This is a genomic window from Methylosinus sporium (genome assembly GCF_003113265.1).
In the GTDB taxonomy this organism is placed as follows: domain Bacteria; phylum Pseudomonadota; class Alphaproteobacteria; order Rhizobiales; family Beijerinckiaceae; genus Methylosinus; species Methylosinus sporium.
On the sequence record NZ_PUIV01000030.1, the window covers coordinates 1 to 17,535 of the forward strand.

Annotated in this window: 14 protein-coding genes; 8 read left to right on the top strand and 6 right to left on the bottom strand. The window is 66.7% G+C overall.

The annotated features are described in order from the left end of the window. Window positions 1-75: 75 nt before the first annotated feature. Entirely contained in the window at window positions 76-1,590 is a 1,515-nt protein-coding gene (locus C5689_RS15090; protein WP_108918085.1) for an MEDS domain-containing protein, read from the bottom strand. 308 nt (window positions 1,591-1,898) lie between these two features. Between C5689_RS15090 and C5689_RS15095 the strand changes: the two genes are divergently transcribed. Then, a complete protein-coding gene (locus tag C5689_RS15095) occupies window positions 1,899-3,128 on the top strand; it encodes an OmpA family protein (protein WP_108918086.1) in 1,230 nt (409 codons plus the stop codon). A 208-nt stretch (window positions 3,129-3,336) separates the two neighbouring features. Here C5689_RS15095 and rdgB read toward each other — a convergent pair whose 3' ends face one another. Together rdgB and rph are read right to left on the bottom strand one after the other, a co-directional pair. Next, entirely contained in the window at window positions 3,337-3,963 is a 627-nt protein-coding gene (gene rdgB / locus C5689_RS15100; RefSeq protein WP_108918087.1) for an RdgB/HAM1 family non-canonical purine NTP pyrophosphatase, read from the bottom strand. Further along, a complete protein-coding gene (gene rph, locus C5689_RS15105; protein ID WP_108918088.1) occupies window positions 3,960-4,673 on the bottom strand; it encodes a ribonuclease PH in 714 nt (237 codons plus the stop codon). Before rph ends, rdgB begins: the two co-directional genes overlap by 4 nt. 100 nt (window positions 4,674-4,773) lie before the next feature. Here rph and C5689_RS15110 point away from each other — a divergent pair, with 100 nt between their 5' ends. From C5689_RS15110 to C5689_RS15120, 3 genes are all read left to right on the top strand, one after another. Beyond that, a complete protein-coding gene (locus tag C5689_RS15110; RefSeq protein ID WP_108918089.1) occupies window positions 4,774-5,856 on the top strand; it encodes a DUF2332 domain-containing protein in 1,083 nt (360 codons plus the stop codon). Window positions 5,857-5,990: 134 nt separating this feature from the next. Next, window positions 5,991-8,057 carry an elongation factor G gene (locus C5689_RS15115; RefSeq protein ID WP_108918090.1) on the top strand — a complete coding sequence of 689 codons (2,067 nt, stop codon included), beginning with the start codon at window positions 5,991-5,993 and terminating at the stop codon, window positions 8,055-8,057. Between the two features lie 189 nt (window positions 8,058-8,246). After that, window positions 8,247-10,367: a PAS domain S-box protein gene (locus C5689_RS15120; protein WP_244594730.1), complete on the top strand. Its 2,121-nt coding sequence runs from the start codon at window positions 8,247-8,249 to the stop codon at window positions 10,365-10,367. 101 nt (window positions 10,368-10,468) lie between these two features. Here the strand turns inward: C5689_RS15120 and phbB are convergent, their stop codons facing one another. The 3 genes from phbB to C5689_RS15135 all read right to left on the bottom strand — a co-directional run bounded on the left by phbB (window position 10,469) and on the right by C5689_RS15135 (window position 13,087). Next, a complete protein-coding gene (gene phbB, locus C5689_RS15125; protein ID WP_108918119.1) occupies window positions 10,469-11,194 on the bottom strand; it encodes an acetoacetyl-CoA reductase in 726 nt (241 codons plus the stop codon). Window positions 11,195-11,266: 72 nt separating this feature from the next. Then, window positions 11,267-12,442 carry an acetyl-CoA C-acetyltransferase gene (locus tag C5689_RS15130; RefSeq protein ID WP_108918091.1) on the bottom strand — a complete coding sequence of 392 codons (1,176 nt, stop codon included), beginning with the start codon at window positions 12,440-12,442 and terminating at the stop codon, window positions 11,267-11,269. Window positions 12,443-12,553: 111 nt separating this feature from the next. After that, window positions 12,554-13,087 (bottom strand): TetR/AcrR family transcriptional regulator, encoded by a 534-nt coding sequence (locus C5689_RS15135; protein ID WP_108918092.1) that lies wholly within the window; start codon window positions 13,085-13,087, stop codon window positions 12,554-12,556. 224 nt (window positions 13,088-13,311) lie between these two features. Here C5689_RS15135 and C5689_RS15140 point away from each other — a divergent pair, with 224 nt between their 5' ends. The 4 genes from C5689_RS15140 (at window position 13,312) to C5689_RS15155 (ending at window position 17,529) form a co-directional block, all read left to right on the top strand. Further along, a complete protein-coding gene (locus tag C5689_RS15140) occupies window positions 13,312-13,737 on the top strand; it encodes a copper uptake system-associated protein (RefSeq protein WP_108918120.1) in 426 nt (141 codons plus the stop codon). Next, window positions 13,734-14,624, top strand: coding sequence for an alpha/beta fold hydrolase (locus C5689_RS15145; protein WP_108918093.1), 891 nt, complete (start codon window positions 13,734-13,736; stop codon window positions 14,622-14,624). Before C5689_RS15140 ends, C5689_RS15145 begins: the two co-directional genes overlap by 4 nt. A gap of 143 nt (window positions 14,625-14,767) precedes the next feature. Beyond that, window positions 14,768-15,175, top strand: a complete 408-nt coding sequence (locus C5689_RS15150) for a hypothetical protein (protein WP_108918094.1) — start codon at window positions 14,768-14,770, stop codon at window positions 15,173-15,175. A 74-nt stretch (window positions 15,176-15,249) separates the two neighbouring features. After that, window positions 15,250-17,529 (top strand): TonB-dependent receptor family protein, encoded by a 2,280-nt coding sequence (locus tag C5689_RS15155; RefSeq protein WP_108918095.1) that lies wholly within the window; start codon window positions 15,250-15,252, stop codon window positions 17,527-17,529. Window positions 17,530-17,535: the final 6 nt, after the last annotated feature.

The following is a 17,535-nucleotide window of genomic DNA, read 5'->3' on the forward strand; positions in this document are numbered from 1 at the left end:
GGCCCTCCGATCAGCCCATTGATCTTGCCGCTTGATCGGATATTCTCGATTGCCTCGGAGCTGCGTCAGCCAATTTCAACACGATCCGCGACGGCACCCCTCGACCGCGCGCAGCGCCTCGATCGCATTGCGGACGAGATTGACGATCACCTGCTTCAGCTGAACGGCGTCTCCGATGATCGTGTCATGCTCGGCCTGTAGGTCGAGGACGAGCCGGACGTCGGCGTGGCTCGCGGTCGCCGAGGTGAGCTCACATGCGGCCCCGATCAGAGCGTGGAGACGCTCGCGCGTCTTGTTCGGCTCACTGCGCGCGATGAACTCACGCATATGCCGAATGATGCCGCCGGCGCGCAGGACCTGGCCGCAGGCCCGCTCCAGCGCCTCCTCCGCCGCTCTCGCGCGGCTGTCGCTCATTCGCGCGATGGTGCGCCTCGCGGCGTTCAGATAGGCGGCCGTGGCGGTCAGCGGCTGGTTGATCTCGTGAGCCAGCGTCGTCGCCATGCCGCCCATGGCGAGCAGCCGGTCGCTGTGCAGCTGGCGAATTCGCGCTTCGGCTCGGCGGCGCTCCGTCAGATCTTGAACGCAGATCACGAAATGCCGGCGAAGACGCTCGAGCCCGATCTCGCTGACCGCGCATTCGACCGGCACCGTCGAGCCGTCCTTGTGGCGCCAGCCGAATTCGCGCCGCCTTTCGAAATAGCCGCGATCGGCGATCTTCAAGAGATCGACCGGCCGACGCCGGCGCGAGCCGCGACCGCGCTCGAGCAGCAGGCCGATGCTCTCGCCGAGCAGCTCCTCCAGCTTATAGCCGAACATCGCCGCCGCGGCCGGATTGGCCAATGTCACCTCGCCGTTCTCGTCGACCGTGATGATTCCGTCGCTGGCGCTCCCGATCGTGGCGCGAAGCCGGACCTCGCTCTCGCGAAGCGCCTGCTCGGCGCGCCGGCGGCCGTAGCTCTCGATCGCTCTCCAATGGCCGCCCCGCCGCACCAGCGCGCAGTCGTGACTGGACAAGACCTCGCAGGTCTTCGTCGTGTCGCAAGCCGTGACGGAATAAGTGCAGAGCGCGATGATGCGCGAGGAGCCGATGAGGGGATCGACCTGATCCTCGTAATGGACGAAATCCTCCCATTCGTCCTCGTTCAGCCAGGACGTGTCGCCGGAGACGCGCATCCCTTCGAAGCCGCGCGCCAAGGCCGCCTCATATCTGCCGCTCCAACCGAGGCACACCCGGCCGGAGTCGAAATTGTCGGTGAGCTTGTACCAGTCGCGGAAGTCGAGAATTTGTACCCGCCCCTCGTCGAGAAGGACGGGCAACTGCGGAACCGCCTTCTGCAACGCCTCGATCGCTCGGCTCCGGCTGATGGTCTCCGAGGTGATCCACATGCAGAATTCGTTCGACGCCAGGCCGGCGGCGAAATAGGGAACCAATATCTCCAGCAGCTCGGAATCGCTCTCGTAGAACTGACAGAGATGCGCCCCCCAGGGGACGTCCCCCAGCCCTTTGATTCCGGAGGGTCTCAGCTGTTCGCGGTTCGCTCCTGTCAGCGTGACGGTGGCCTTCAGTGCGCGTGCGGCGTGGAAGTTCATCGTTGTTCCTGGAACTCGCCTGTATTTTTATGAAATATAACATTTGGTGCCCATTATGCGAGGGCTAACCACTAAGTATATACCGAAATTGTCACGAAATTGTCGAGTTTCAGCCGCAAGTTTCGCCCGTTTAGCCCTAGCTTTATTTCTTTCCTCTCGCGACGCCCGACCGACCAACGATAAGCGACGCTCCCGCAGAAAGCTTGAAACGAACCGATAAGACGTTAATTGCCGGGCGAGCCGCGGCGGTTCTGCTCGCCGCCACACGTCGGCTCCGGCCGCTCGCTCCAGCCGACGAATCTCGAGGCATGACCTATTTCCTTGGCTTTTACGGCGTGTGGCTCGCCAGCGCCTTCATCGTCGGCGCCCTCTCGGGCTTCGCCAGCCTGCGCCGCGAGGGCGACGACCCGGTCCTGCTGCGCGAGAGCGATTTCTTGTTCGGCATGGCGCTCTGCCTCATCGTGATCTTCGCGAAGGCGACGCTCGGACGGGCGGCTCTCTATTTCGAGGGCGCCTTCGCGCTCTTTGCGGCTTTTCTCGCCGGCGTCGGCGCCATCTGGCTGGCGTCGGGGCCGATCGCGCGCGGACGCATCGGCTGGCGGATCGGCGCGGGGGCGGTCGCGCTCATGGCGGTCGTCGCCAATGGCGAGGCGGCGGGCGGCCTCGAGGCCGCGCTCGGGCATCATCTCGGCTCGCTGGCGCAGCGCGAGGGCGGCGATCCGCTGAATTTGGAGGTGAGCGGCCGCGACGTCTTCCTGCCCGCCGACGCCTCCGGCCATAGGGCGCTGGCCGAGCGGCTGGCGGGCGCCGCCGGCGTGCGGACGGTCTGGCGGGTGGACTCGCTTTCGCCACAGGCCGCTCGACAGCGCGAGGGGACGCAGGCCGCGGCCGCCGCCGAAGAGGCCGCGCATCATGCCGCCGAACGCGCCTGGACGCAGCGCGAGCAAGAGCGCGTCGCCGCTGCGCTCGCCGCCCGGCCGCGCGCCGCCGAGGCCGCGCCCGTCCCCGCCAAAAAGGGCCGCAAGGAGAAGATCGCGGAGGGCCGCTCGGCCGAGCGTCCGGCGCCCGTCGCCGTGGAGCCGCCCGCTGCGCTGGCCTGGAACATCCCGAAGGATCCGACGCTGCCCGAGCCGGCAGGGCCGAGCCTGCCGCAGCCAGGAGCCGAGGCCGAGGAGTCCTCGCCCTGCCGCGCGGCGCTCACGGCGCTGGCGGCCTCGGAGAAAATCCGCTTTTCGGCCAAGAGCGCGGCGCTGGGCGCGGGCGCGGAGAAATTTCTCGCCCGCCTCGCCGCCTCGCTGAAGCAATGTCCGGATGCGGTCCTCGACCTACGCGGCCATTCGGATTCGGTCGGCTCGTCCGAGGACAAAAACGTCTTGTCGCAGCGCCGCGCGCGCGCGGTCTTCGATCATCTGCGCCGCCTCGGCGTCGCGCCCGAGCGGTTGACGAACGCCGGCGTCGGCGATGAGCAGCCGATCCTCAGGGGCGAGGATGCGACGAGCCGGGCGGAGAATCGGCGCGTGGAGATTCTGGTGCGCTGACGCGCGTCCCTCATGAGTTTCGCCACGAACCTGAGCATCGCCGCTTCGATCGAATCTTTGAAAAATATGACGGAGCCTCGCATCGACGCCGTTGTCGCCGGGGGGACAAAAGTAAGATGGAGCGTTCCGCGCCGAGAACCGAATCTTGGACCCATCTCTCGAGGAGGGTCGGATCACGATCCTCGGCCGCCGGCGACTCGCTTGCGAGTCAGGCGAGGCAGGCGCGCGCCAGGGCCTGAAAGGCGCGCGCGCGATGCGACAGCGCACGCGAGCCATCGCCCGGCAGCGCGTGCTTTTCCGCCGACATCATCTCGCCGAAAGTGCGATCCAATCCGTCCGGCAGAAAGATCGGATCATAGCCGAAACCCTTCTCGCCGCGCGGCGGAAACACCAGCACGCCATCGACACGGCCCTCGAACTCTTCCACATGCCCGTCCGGCCAGACGATGGCGAGCGCACAGATGAAATGCGCCGTGAAAGGCGCCGTCGCGCCGCGCTCTTTCAGCTCGCGCTCGACGCGGCGGATGGCGGCGGCGAAGTCGCGATTATCGCCGCCCCAGCGCGCCGAATAGACGCCCGGCGCGCCATCCAGCGCATCGACGCAGAGACCCGAGTCGTCGGCGAAGGCCGGCAGGCCGGTCGCCGCGCAGGAGGCGCGCGCTTTCAAGAGCGCATTGCCGGAGAAGCTCGTCTCCGTCTCCTCGGGCTCCGTCACGCCGAGTTCGCCGGCGGAGACGGCGTCGACGCCATGCGGCTCAAGCAGCTGGCGCAGCTCCCAGAGCTTGCCCGGATTATGCGTCGCGATGACGAGACGACCTTCGATTCTGCGCGTCACGCCAGCGCCGCCTTCTGCAATTGCACCAGCTTGTCGATGCCGCCGCGCGCCAGCGTCAGCATGGAGCCGAGATTATCCTCGGAGAAAACGGCGACTTCTGCCGTCGCCTGCACCTCGACGAGCCCGCCCGCGCCGGTGATGACGAAATTGGCGTCGGTCTCGGCGGTCGAATCCTCCGCATAATCGAGATCGATGACCGCTTCGCCATTGCAGACGCCGCAGGAGACGGCGGCGACATGATCGCGCAGCGGATTGTCCTTGATGATGGAACGCGAGCGCATCCATTGGAAGCAGTCATGCAGCGCCAGCCAGGCGCCGGTGATGGAGGCCGTGCGCGTGCCGCCATCGGCCTGGATGACATCGCAATCGACGACGATCTGACGCTCGCCCAGCGCCGGCAGATTGGTGACGGCGCGCAGCGAGCGGCCGATGAGGCGCTGAATCTCCTGTGTGCGGCCCGACGGCTTGCCGGAGCTCGACTCGCGGCGCGTGCGCGTATGGGTGGCGCGCGGCAGCATGGCGTATTCGGCCGTCACCCAGCCGCGCCCCTGCCCGCGCAGCCACGGCGGCGGCTTGTCCTCGAGCGTCGCGGCGCATAGGACATGCGTGTTGCCGAATTTGACGAGGCACGAGCCCTCGGCGTAGCGGGCGACGCCCCGTTCGAAGCTGACGGGACGCATTTCGTCTGGCGCGCGTTTGCTCGGCCGCATGAAGGCTCCTTGCTAGAGAAGCGGCCTTACTAACGCGGTTCGGCCGCGAGTGGAAGCCGGGCGGCCTCCGTCCCGAAATTGCGAGAAAAAGCTTCGAGCGATGACAAAACGCCACTCCCGCCTGCCCGACGAGATCGCCGACGCCTTTGATTTTCAAGCGAAGGCGTGCCGCGATCTCGCCTCGCCATTCACCGCCGCGCTCTGCGAGACGCTCGCCGCCAGGCTCGACGAGCGCAGCGCCTTCGGCCGCAGAATTTCTTCCTGGGGTCCGCGCGCCAAGGCCGATGCGCTGGCGCTGCGCGCTTGCGGCGCGCTGCATTTTCTGGCGCGATCGGGAAAGGCGCCGGAGTTGGCCGCCGCTTACCCACCCGATGCGCTCGACGAAGCGCGGCTCGCGCGCGAGATCGCCCGCGCGATAGAGGCGCATGACGATTTTCTCGCGGGCTTTCTCGATCGTCCGCCGCAGACCAATGAAACGGGCCGCTCCAGCGTCATTCTGGGGGGCGCGCTGATCGTCGCCGCGGCGACGGGCCTGCCGCTGGAGACATTCGAGATCGGCGCCAGCGCCGGCCTCAATCTGCATTTCGATCGTTATGCCTATGATCTTGGCGTCGGCGCTTTCGGCGATCCTTCCGCGCCGCTTCGCCTCGCCTGCGATTGGCGCGGCGCGGCGCCGTCGCTCGACGCGCCTTTGCAGATCGTCTCGCACGCCGGCTGCGACGTCGATCCGCTCGATCCCGGCGAGGCCGAGCATCGCGCGCGACTGCTCGCCTATGTCTGGCCGGATCAGAGCGAGCGCCTCGCGCGCATGGAGACCGCGCTCGCTTGCGCCGCCGCACGGCCCGAGCGCGTCGAGCGCGCCGACGCCGGCGATTGGCTCGCGGCGCGGCTTGCGGCTCCACCCACGCGCAATGTCGCGCGCTTCGTCTATCACACGGTCGTCTGGCAATATTTGCCGCTCGAGACCAAACGCCGCGCCACTGCCGCGCTCGAGGCGGCGGGCGCCACAACGAGCCGCGAGACGCCGCTCGCACGGCTGCAAATGGAGGCTGACGGCGACACGCGCTCCGCCGCGCTCACGTTGACGCTCTGGCCGGGCGGCGAGAGCCTTGCGCTCGGCCGCGCGGATTTTCACGGGCGCTGGGCCGAGTGGAGCGGCGTCGTTCCGCATCGGCTCGCATAGCTCGCGGCTCCCGCGCATCCATGCGGCGGCGCATCGCTTTTCCATACTTGCGCGCGCGCCAAACTGGTGGGAGCATCGACCTCGACGGAGCCGACAAGGTTTCCACTCGCCGGCGCCGGGAACGGGAGCGGGACATGAGTGAAACGAGAACGTCCGGCGCGGCGCGAGCCGAAGGCGCGCGCATGATCGCGCTGGTCGGCCCTTTTCAGAGCGGCAAGACCAGCCTCTTCGAATGTCTGCTCGCGCGTTGCGGCGCCGTGCAACGACAGGGCTTCGTGCGCGACGGCGCGACGGTCGGCGACGCGTCGCCGGAAGCGCGCGCCCATGCGATGAGCGTCGAATGCAATATCGGCCGAGCCGATTATCTCGGCGACCGCTACACTTTCGTCGATTGTCCCGGCTCGGTGGAATTCGCCGATGAGCAGCGCCGTGCGCTCGCCGTCGCCGACGCCGCCATCGTCGTCGCCGAATCCGATCCGCGCAAGCTGCCGGCCTTGCAGCTCGTGCTGCGCGCGGTGGAGGAGGCGCGCGTTCCGCATTTTCTGTTCCTCAACAAGATCGACGCCGCCGCCGGCAATCTGCGAGAGTCTCTCGCTCTGCTGCAGACGGCCTCGCGCACGCCGCTGCTGTTGCGGCAGATCCCGCTGTGGAACAATGGCATCGCCGTCGGCTTCATCGATCTCGCGCTGGAGCGGGCCTATGTCTATCGCGAGCACGCGCCCTCGCAGGTCGTCGCCATGCCCGATGGCGAAACCGTGCTGGAGAAGGAAGCGCGCTATTCCATGTTGGAGCGGCTCGCCGATTACGACGATGCGCTGATGGAAGAATTGCTCAGCGACATAGAGCCGCCGCGCGACCAGATTTTCGACGATCTCGCCAAAGAGCTTCGCTTCGGCCATGTCGCGCCCGTGTTCATCGGCGCGGCGGAGCGCGGCGCCGGCGTGACGCGGCTGCTGAAAGCGCTGCGCCATGAGGCGCCCGGCGTCGCCGCGACGCGGGCGCGGCTCGGAATTGCGGACGCCGGACCGGCGCTCGCCCATGTGTTCCGCTCCATCCATACGCCGCATGGCGGCAAGCTGTCGCTGGCGCGCGTGCTGCGCGGCGCCTTCTCGGACGGACAGCAGGTGATCGGCTCCTCCGGCGCGGAGGAGAAGATCAGCGGCGTCTCCTCGCTGCTCGGCGCGATGACGATGCGTCAGCCGAAAGCGGAAGCGGGCGAGACCGTGGCTTTCGGCCGGCTCGATGGGATCGCCGCCGGCGAAGCCGTGCAGGACGCCCGCGCCGGCGCCCCGCAGGCGCCGGCGCCGCTCGCGCCGCCGCGTCCGGTCTATGGGCTGGCGCTCTCGGTCGGCGACCGCAAGGACGAGATGCGTCTCGCCGCGGCGCTGGCCAAGCTCATCGACGAAGACCCGTCGCTGGTCTTCGTTCAGGATCAGGCGCTCGGCGAGATGAAGCTGCTCGGCCAGGGCGAGATGCATATTCGCGTCGCGCTGGAACGGCTCGCCACGCGCTATGGCGTGACCGTCGCCACGCACGCGCCCGCTGTCGGCTACAAGGAGACGATCCGCCATGCGGTGAGCGTGCGCGGGCGCCACAAGAAGCAGTCGGGCGGCCACGGCCAGTTCGGCGATGTGGTGCTGGAGGTGTCGCCCCGCAGGCGCGGCGAAGGCTTCGCTTTCGCCGAGCGCGTCCATGGCGGCACTGTGCCAAAACAATACTTCTCCTCGGTCGAAGCCGGCTGCCAGGACGCACTGGCGCGCGGGCCGCTCGGCTTCCCTGTGGTCGATGTGGAGGCGGTGCTGGTCGACGGCTCCTATCACAGCGTCGACTCCTCCGACATGGCCTTCCGCACGGCGGCGCGCATCGGCATGATCGAGGCGCTGGGCAGAGCGGAGCCAGTGCTGCTCGAGCCCATGCTCGCCGTGGCGATATTCGCGCCGAGCGAGGCGGTCTCCCGCGCCACCGGCATTGTTTCGGCTCGGCGCGGGCAGATTTTGGGCTTCGGGCCGCGCCCGGAATGGGACGGCTGGGACGCGCTCGACGCGCTCATTCCGGAGGCGGAGATCGGCGATCTCATCGTCGAGCTGCGCTCGGCCACCTCGGGCGCCGGATTTTTCGAGGCCCGCTTCGATCATCTGACCGAAATGGTGGGCCGGCAGGCGCATGAGGTGGTCGCCGCCCGCAGCGCGGCGAGCCATTGAAAGGCGCTCCTCCGCTTCACTCCGGGACAGGCGCCTTGTGGCGCGGTTCTTGATCGGCACAGGCGACGATGGAGCATTGTCCCATTTTGGCAATGCTCATTTGGTCCCATCCGATTGGCGGATCGAAGGCGAGCGGGCTCGCGCCCTGCAGACCGGAGACGGCGGCGATCTCTACTGGAATGAATATACATGCAGGCTGAGACCGCTACGGAATTCGTGACTCTTCGGTCGCGGAGCGAGCGGCTGTCGCGCCCGTCCGGCATAGAGGGCGCGGGAGATTTGCCGTGGGGCACACATTTCTGCCAGTTCTACGAGGACGTCGACGATCTTCTCGACATCGTCGCTCCCTATTTCGCGGCCGGCATCGGCGCCAATGAGCGCTGCTTGTGGATCGCCGCGCCGCCATTGACGGTCGCCGCCGCAAAGGCGCGCCTGGCGACGCTCGTTCCCGATCTCGAGGCCGATATCGCTCGCGGCCGCATCGACATAGTGTCGAGCGACGAATGGTATCTTCGCACCGGCAAAATAGACTGCGATCGCGTGCTGAATGATTGGCGAGCGACCCATGATGCGGCGCTTCGCGACGGTTTCGACGGGTTGCGCGCCTGCGGCAACTCTTTCGAATTCGACCCCTCGCACTGGCCGCTCTTCATGGCCTATGAGAACGGGCTCGGAGACTTGCACGGCTCGTTCCGCATGATAACGCTCTGCGCCTATTCGCTGCGGCTGATCGGCGCTCCCGAAATCGTCGAGGTGATCGCCCGGCACGAATTCGCGCTGATCCGCCGCGGCGGCCGCTGGGAAACGATCAAGAGCCTCGACTATGAGCGCGCGCGCAAGGCGCTGCGGCAGAGCGAGGAGCATTTTCGGCTGCTCGCCGAGGGCGCGCCGTCCTCGGCGATCTTCTCGCTGGACCGGCAAGGCCTCATCGTCGCCTGGAGCGAGGCGGCCGAGCGCATCACCGGCTGGAGCCGCGACGAAATTCTGGGCCGCCGCCTGTCGATCCTGCATTCGGCCGACACGCAGGAGGAGTTGAGCGCTCTCGCGGAGCGCGGCGTCGTCAAGCGAATAGAACCGCGCCGGCGCCGGGACGGCTCGATCTTCCCGGCCGAGGAGCTGATCGCCCCGCTGCGCGACGATTCCGACAATCTCTACGGCTATGCGGTGATGATCAGCGATCTCAGCGAGAAATCGCGCGCCGAGCGGGAGCGACGGGCGAGCGAGGCGCGCCTGCGCGCGATCGTCGAAGGCGCAGTCGACGCAATCGTCATCATCGACGGCGACGGCGTCATTCACGCCGTCAACTCCGCGGCGACGCGGCTCTTCGGTTATGCGGCGGCGGAGGCGATCGGGCGATCGGTCGACATGCTGTTCCCGGAGCCGTTCCACGACCCGCGTTTCGCGACGCTGGGCGCCGATGGCGCGGCGCCCGCCGAGGCGGAGCCAGAGCGTATCGGCCGCCGCAAGGACGGCTCGCTGTTTCCGCTGGAGCTCTCCGTCAGCGAGGCGGCGCATGACGGCGAGCGGCTGCTGGCGCTGTTCCTGCGTGATCTCACCGACCGGCGTCGCGCCGAGGCGCAAATGCGCAAACTGCGTTCCGACCGCCTCGACCTGATGGCGCAGATGGCGGCGAGCGTCGCGCATGAAATCAATCAGCCGCTATCGGCCATCGCCACCTATCTGAGCGCCGCGCGGCGCGTGCTGCGCCGCAACGCGGAGGCGGCGAGCGATCTCGACCCCATTCTCGACAGCGCCGTCGCGCAAGTGACCCGCGCGGCGCAGATCATCAGCCAATTGCGCGGCTTCGTCACCCGCGCCGAGCCGGACAAGACGCTGCAGCGGCTGCACGACATCATCCGCGACGTTTGCGCCTCCACCGACATGGCGCGCAGCAATGTCAAGGTGACGACGACGCTCGATCTCGACGCGGCGGACGACGCCGTCATCGTCGATCGCGCTCAGATTCGGCAGGCGCTGATCAATCTGAAGCGCAATGCGCTCGAGGCGATGCAGGGCGCCGAAAAGCGCGAGCTCGTGATCTCGACGCGTCTCATCGAGGGCGGGATGATCCGCACGGACATCATCGACACGGGCGCCGGCCTCGCCGACGATTTGCTGAATGTGCTGTTCGAGCCCTTCACCACGACCAAGATGCACGGGCTCGGCGTCGGCCTGCCCGTCTCACGCGCGATCGTCGAAGCGCATTACGGGAAGCTGTGGGCGGAGCAGAATCCCGGCGGCGGCGCGCGACTGAGCTTCACCCTGCCGCTCGCCGACGAGAGGTCGGAGGAGCCGGCCGAAGTAGTATGATTCTTTCGCCCGCAGGCGGAGCGAGGCGGCGCGCGGCGATCAGCGAGACGGCGCTCACAGAGGAAGCGCGCTCGAGCGGGGCCGCTCGAGCGCGAAGAGCGTCAGGCCAGATACTGGCCGCCATTGATGGTCAGCGTCGAGCCGGTGATGAAGCCGGCGTCGTCCGAAGCCAGGAACACCACGGCGCGCGCGATCTCCTCCGGCTCGCCGAGGCGGCCGACGGCGATATAGGGGATGATGTGCTTGTCGAGCACGTCCTGCGGCACGGCCTTCACCATCTCCGTGGCGATATAGCCAGGCGCGATGGCGTTGACGGTGATGCCCTTGGAGGCGCTCTCCTGCGCCAGCGCCTTGACGAAGCCGATGTCGCCGGCCTTGGAGGCGGAATAGTTCGTCTGGCCGGCCTGGCCCTTCTGGCCGTTGATCGACGAGATGACGATGATGCGGCCGAAGCCACGGTCACGCATGCCGTTGATGACCGGGCGGGTGACGTTGAACAGCGAGTTGAGGTTGGTGTTGATCACCGCCTGCCACTGCGCCAGCTCCATCTTATGGAACAGACGGTCCTTGGTGATACCGGCGTTGTTCACGAGCACATCGACCGCGCCCAGATCCTTCTCGATCTGCGCGATGGCGGCGGCGCTGGCGTCATAGTCCGACACGTCGAACTTATAGACCGGAATGCCGGTCTCCGCCTTGAACTTGTTCGCCGCCTCGTCATTGCCGGCGTAGGTCGCGGCGACATTATAGCCAGCGGCCTTCAACGCCTTGGAAATCGCCTCGCCAATGCCGCGCGTGCCGCCCGTCACAACCGCTGTTCTGCCCACCTCGTCCTCCTTCATCGAATTTTCGAAGAATTGGACCGCGAGCCTGTGAGGCTCGCGGTCCAATTTATATATTTAGCGCTCGATCGTCAGAGCGATGCCCATGCCGCCGCCGATGCAGAGCGTGGCGAGGCCGCGCTTGCCGCCGCGACGGCCGAGCTCGTAGAGCAGCGTCGTCAGAATGCGCGCGCCCGAGGCGCCGATCGGATGGCCGATGGCGATGGCGCCGCCATTGACGTTGACGATCGCCGGATCCCAGCCGAGATCCTTGTTCACGGCCAGAGCCTGCGCGGCGAAAGCCTCATTGGCCTCGACGAGATCGAGGTCGGAGATCTTCCAGCCCGCCTTCTCCAGCGCCTTGCGCGAGGCCGGGATCGGGCCGGAGCCCATGATCGACGGATCGACGCCGGCGGTCGCCCAGGAGGCGATGCGGGCGAGCGGCGTGAGGCCGCGCTTGGCCGCTTCCGCCGCCGTCATGATGACGAGCGCCGCCGCGCCGTCATTGAGGCCGGAGGCGTTGGCCGCCGTCACCGTGCCGTCCTTGGTGAAGGCCGGCTTCAGCTTGGCGACGCCCTCGAGCGTCACGCCATGCTTGATGTATTCGTCCTGATCGACGATCACATCGCCCTTGCGGGAGGAGACGGTGAAGGGGACGATCTCGTCCTTGAACTTGCCGGCCTTCTGCGCCGCCTCGGCCTTGTTCTGCGAGGCGACGGCGAAAGCGTCCTGCTCGGCGCGGCTGATCTGCCACTTGGCCGCGACATTCTCCGCCGTGATGCCCATGTGGTAATTGTTGAAGGCGTCGGTGAGGCCGTCGACGATCATTGTGTCGACGAACTTCACATCGCCCATCTTGGTGCCGGCGCGCATGTGAGCCGAATGCTGCGACAGCGACATGGACTCCTGGCCGCCGGCGACGATGATGCTCGCGTCGCCCGACTGAATCTGCTGAGCGGCGAGCGCCACAGCGCGCAGGCCCGAGCCGCACACCTGATTGATGCCGAAAGCGGTCTTGTCCTGCGGCACGCCCGCCTTGATGGCGGCCTGACGCGCGGGGTTCTGTCCCTGCGCCGCGCCGAGGACCTGACCCAGGATGACCTCGTCGACGTCGGTGGCCTCCAATTTGGCGCGCTCGATAGCGGCCTTGACAGCGACCGCGCCCAATTCATGGGCGGGCGTTGAACCGAAAGCTCCGTTGAACGATCCCACAGCAGTGCGCGCCGCGGAAACGATCACGATCTCCGTCGTCATATCGTTCTCCTGATTGGTCGGGCTGGCGCCGGCGGACGCCGCTCGCGCACGTTGAGCATTTTGAGTCGCGGCTCGTCAAGCGCCGGACGCGGGCATCGTTGACGCGGCGCGTCAATTCTTCGGGCGGCGGAGGCCGAATTCGGCGGCGAGCCGCTCCAATTCACCCGTCTCGATCTCTGCGAGGCCAGGCTCGAGCAGCGCCCGCAGGCCGAGGCCACGCAGCCGATCGACGAAGCCGGCCGCCGCAGGATCATCCGCCTCTCGCCCGAAATAGGCGGCGACGCGGCGCGTCAACCCCTGCGCATGGGCGGCGAGGATCGGCCGCAGCTCTTCCTCCTCGCTCGCCCCCAGAACGATGGCGAGAAAGAAGCGCATCCGCCCGCGTCCGAGCATGAGATTGCGCAGCGTGTCGAAAAGCTCATCGGCCTCCTCGGCTGCGCCCGCGCGCTCGGCGCGATCATGCGAGGCCTGCAGCAGAGCGACGAAGAGATCGGCCTTGCGCGGGAAATAATAAGTGAGATGCGACTGCCGCACGCCCGCAGCCTTGGCGACGCGCGGCTGGGTCAGCGCCTCGACGCCGTCTTTTTCGACGATATCGAGCGCGGCGTTCAATATCCGCTGTCTGACGCTGATTTCCGCCGTCACTGCCGATCTTTCCGAGCCCGATGCCGGCTCCCTACCAAAAACCTGCTCGTCTGGGCAATGCGGCGGCGCGCCCTCGCCATCCCTTTCGCATGGGGCCGAGCTTTGGTCGTAGGACGCTTGCCAAACTTGTATTGGTAACTTACCAATAATTTCCGGCGATCGAAATGGGGGGCGAGATGAGTTTTTTTCGGAGAGCCGGATGCGGCGCGGCGCTTTTTTCTCTCCTGCTCGGCGCGAAGGTCGCCGTCGCGGCGGCCGGCGATGACGAAGCAGCCGTAAAACATCTCCTCATGCAGACATTCGACCGTCCCGACTCGCCGCTCGCCGTCGAGCCGATCGTCGTCGACGGCGACGTCGCCATCGCCGATTGGGCGCAGGGCGAGCAAGGCGGCCGCGCGCTGCTGCGTCGCAAGGACGGCAAATGGGAGATTTCGCTCTGCGCCGGCGACGCGCTGAAGCAGAGCGCCTCGCTCGAAAAGCTCGGCCTCGCGCGGCACCGCGCGGAGGCGCTCGCCGCTTCGCTGGCGACGGCGGAGCGCCGGCTCTCCCCCGCCCTGCTCGAGCGCATGTCGCGATTCGACGGCGTGGTCGCCGTGGACGCCGCCGGCGGCCATACGCCGCTCGACCCGCATCATCGCCCGATTCCATGACCACGCTCAGCCGACGCGCGCTGCTCGCCGGAACGAGCCTTCTCGCCGCAGCGCCCGCTCTCGCCGGCGCCGCGACTCAATTCGGCGTTCTCTCGATAGAGCAGAGCGGCGCCGGCGAGCCTCTTGTGCTGATCCCAGGCCTCGCCTGCGGCGCTTGGGCGCTGGAGGAGATCGCCCTCCGACTTTCCCCGCGCTTCTCGATTCACGCTCTGACGCTGCCCGGCTTCGACGGCCGCGCGCCGATCGAGGCGCCGATGATCCCGCGCATTTGCGCCGATATCGCGGCCTATGTGGCCGCTCTGAAGCGGCCGCTCCTCGTCGGCCATAGCCTCGGCGCCTTCATCGCGCTGAAGACCACAGCGGCGCATCCCGAGCTGTTCGGTGGAATTGTCACTCTGGACGGCTATCCGGTCTTCCCCGCCCTCGCCCGCGCGACGGCCGAGGAGCGCGCAGGCACAGCGCAGCGCCTCGCCGCGCAATTTTCCGCCGGCGCCGGCGATCCTGTCCGCTTTCGAGAGACGCTGCGCGGCTTTCTCGCCGCGCGCATGAACGATTCGCGGCAGGCCGAGCGTTTCGCCGAGCGCGCCGCACGCAGCGATCCCGCCACGACCGCCGCTTATGTCGTCGAGATGCTGTCGGCCGATCTGCGGCCGGAGCTCGCGCGGCTCGACGCGCCTCTGCTCGCTCTGGCGGCGACCGATTCCTACCTCGCCGGCCGCAGCGAAGAAGAGATATCGGCCTTTTACGCCAATCTTCTCGCCAAGGCGCCGAAAGCCTCCGTCCTGCTCTTGCGCGAGGCCCGCCATTTCGTCGCCGTCGATCGGCCGGACGTCGTCGCCGCGGCGATCGAATCCTTCGCCGCCGGCCTGCGCCTCGGACGCGCATGACTGTGTCCTCGCGGTCACAACCCTCGGAAATCTCCGTAGCGAGCAGCAGCAGGCGGCCGCTTCGGCTTGCCTCGCGACTATTGGTCAGTTACCAAGAAAACGAAAGCGGAACCGAGCGACGGCTCGCGCGGCGCGAGAGGCGAATGAAACAGGCGAAGCGGATGATCGAAGCAGGCCGAGGAGCGGCGCGCCGCTCGCACGCGCTCGCCACGATCCTCGCCGTTCTTCCGCTCCTGCTGCAATTGCTGTTCGCCGCGGCGCCTTTCGCCCACGCGACGAATGCGCGGGCGGAAATCGCGCTCGCCGCGCCCGATTGCGCGACGCAGGATCATCGCCAGGCGCCCGCCGGCGAAGGCGCGCATTCGCATTGCTGCCTGCTCTGCGAATGGAGCCTGCGCGATGGCGTCGCCGTCATCGGCTCCTTCATCGTCACGGCTCTGGGCGCCGACGCGCATGCGACGCCGATCCGCGCGACCGCAGATCGCCCAAGACCTGCGCCGATCGGCTGGACGACATCCTGGTCGTCACGGGCGCCGCCGCTTTTCTCCTGACAGCAACGCCATGCGGCGAAAGCCGCGTTCCGACTTCGCTTCGAACGGCGCGACGCCGTCTCAGGAGACATTCCATGTATCGCAGCCTTCTTTCGCGCGGCGTCGCCGCCGGCGCGCTTCTCCTCGCGACTCCCGCAGCCTTTGCGCAATCGGCGCTGCCGCCGATCGACATCGGCTCGGACGCGCGCTCCGCCAATGCGGCGCCGCAGACGGGCTCGCTCACTGTTCCCTCGGTCGCGGAGCAAAGGCGCCGCATCGAGCAGACTGTCGGCTCTGTCGCTTTCGTCGACGCCGCCTCGCCGGAAATGCAGACGCGCCATATCGCCGATTTGCGCGACGCCTTGAAGGATGTTCCCGGCGTCTTCGTCGATACACGCTACGGGCAAGAGCTGCGCCTCTCCATGCGCGGCTCGAACCTCACGCGCGATTATCATCTGCGCGGCTTCGAGTTGCTGCAGGACGGCATACCGATGAACTATGCCGACGGCGGCGGCGATTTCTACGAGATCGACCCCAAATATTTCCGCTCGATCGATGTCTATAAGGGCGGCAATGCGCTCTCCTTCGGCTCCTCGACATTGGGCGGCGCGATCAATTTCGTCTCGCCCACGGCGCACACGGCGCTCGCGCCCAATATGCTCGCGATCGACGGCGGCAGCTTCGGCTCCATTCGCGGACAGGCCCAGGTCTCGCGCGTCATCGGCGACTTCGATTTCCTCGTCAACGGAACCTTCTCGCATTCGGACGGGTTTCGCACCCATTCGCAATCCGATTATGTGCAGATCAACGGCAATATCGGCTATCGCTTCTCCGACAATATCGAGACGCGCTTCTACTTCGGCGTCTATGACACGAATCAGCAATTGCCCGGCACGCTGACGCTCGATAATGCGCGCAGCAATCCGATGCTCACGACCCTGCCCTATATCGCCGGCTTCGGCGCGGATGGCTTCGGCGCCGATCAGGCGCGCAATGTCCGCAACCAGCGCATCTCCAACAAGACGACATTCGAAACGGACATAGGCCGCATCGACGTCGACAGCTGGTTCATTCACAATTACCTCTATCATCCGATCTTCGTCGTGATCGAGCAGGAAGGCGAGAGCTGGGGCTTCGCGCCGAAGCTGACGACGAAATTCGAGATCGTCGGCCACAGAAACGAGCTGACGGTCGGCGGGCGCGTCTGGGGCGGCGGCTCCACCGATAATTGGTATTCCAATTACAATGGCGCGAAGTTCAATCCCTATGGCGCGATACCGGCCAATTTCGCCAATGCGGCCTATTCCTTCCCGCCCTATTCCTTCAATGGCCTCGCGCAATTCGGCGCCGCGGGCTCCTGCTTCGGCTTCTGCGGAACCTTCATCAATCCGGGGCTGAGCGCGCAGATCCGCAACAATCGCATGGCGGCGCTCAATCTCGAGGCCTATTTCGAGGATCGCTTCTATATCGCGCCGCAGCTCGCTCTGATGTTCGGCGCGAAAATCTTCAGCGACGATCGCCGCTATTCCGTGCTCGGCGGCATTCCCTATGAGCCGCTCGCCAATCACACGGAGAAGAATTATCGCGGCATAGTCCCCAAGGTCGGGCTGATGTTCCAGCCGACGCCGGAGATTCAATTCTTCGCCGATATGACCGGCAGCCGCGACGTTCCCGATTTCGTCGATCTGACGCAGGGCTTCTTTCCGCCGACGCCCGGCGCCTCCTTCACGCCGCTCGCATCGCAAAAGGCCTGGACCGGCGAGATCGGCTCGCGCGGCAAATGGGATCGCTTCGCCTGGGACGTGACTTTCTATCACACAGAGCTGCAGGACGAATTGCTGAAGTTCAGCACAAATCCCGGCGCGGGCGTGCCGGCGACGACCTTCAACGCCAAGCGCACCATGCATCAGGGCGTCGAGCTCGCCGCCAGCGTCGATCTGTGGCGCAACCTCAACGCGCCCGATGATGTGCTGAAGCTGAGCCAAGTCTGGACATGGAGCGACTTCCGCTTCGTCGGCGACGCCAATTACGGAAACAATCCGCTGGCCGGCGTTCCGCGCCATGTGCTGCGCACGACGCTCTCCTACAGCCGTCCCGACGGATTCTATGTCGCGCCCTCGATCGATTGGGTTCCGGAAGGTTCTTACGTCGATTACATGCACACGCTGCAGACGCCCGGCTATGTGCTGCTCGGCGTTCAGGCGGGCATGAAGCTGCCCTATGGGCTCACCTTCTATGTCGATGCGCGCAATCTCGCCGATCGCCGCTACATCAGCGATGTGACGACGATCATCGACGCGCGCGCGTCCAATCCGGCCGCCTTTTATCCGGGCTATGGCCGCGCGGTCTACGCCGGGATGAAATGGGCGTTTTGAGTCTCG

Excerpts from the sequence above, each read along its gene's own strand:
- C5689_RS15090 (WP_108918085.1), bottom strand. The coding sequence starts at position 1,590 with ATGAACTTCCACGCCGCACGCGCACTGAAGGCCACCGTCACGCTGACA.
- C5689_RS15095 (WP_108918086.1), top strand. The coding sequence starts at position 1,899 with ATGACCTATTTCCTTGGCTTTTACGGCGTGTGGCTCGCCAGCGCCTTC.
- rph (WP_108918088.1), bottom strand. The coding sequence starts at position 4,673 with ATGCGGCCGAGCAAACGCGCGCCAGACGAAATGCGTCCCGTCAGCTTC.
- C5689_RS15110 (WP_108918089.1), top strand. The coding sequence starts at position 4,774 with ATGACAAAACGCCACTCCCGCCTGCCCGACGAGATCGCCGACGCCTTT.
- C5689_RS15115 (WP_108918090.1), top strand. The coding sequence starts at position 5,991 with ATGAGTGAAACGAGAACGTCCGGCGCGGCGCGAGCCGAAGGCGCGCGC.
- C5689_RS15120 (WP_244594730.1), top strand. The coding sequence starts at position 8,247 with ATGCAGGCTGAGACCGCTACGGAATTCGTGACTCTTCGGTCGCGGAGC.
- C5689_RS15130 (WP_108918091.1), bottom strand. The coding sequence starts at position 12,442 with ATGACGACGGAGATCGTGATCGTTTCCGCGGCGCGCACTGCTGTGGGA.
- C5689_RS15145 (WP_108918093.1), top strand. The coding sequence starts at position 13,734 with ATGACCACGCTCAGCCGACGCGCGCTGCTCGCCGGAACGAGCCTTCTC.
- C5689_RS15150 (WP_108918094.1), top strand. The coding sequence starts at position 14,768 with ATGAAACAGGCGAAGCGGATGATCGAAGCAGGCCGAGGAGCGGCGCGC.
- C5689_RS15155 (WP_108918095.1), top strand. The coding sequence starts at position 15,250 with ATGTATCGCAGCCTTCTTTCGCGCGGCGTCGCCGCCGGCGCGCTTCTC.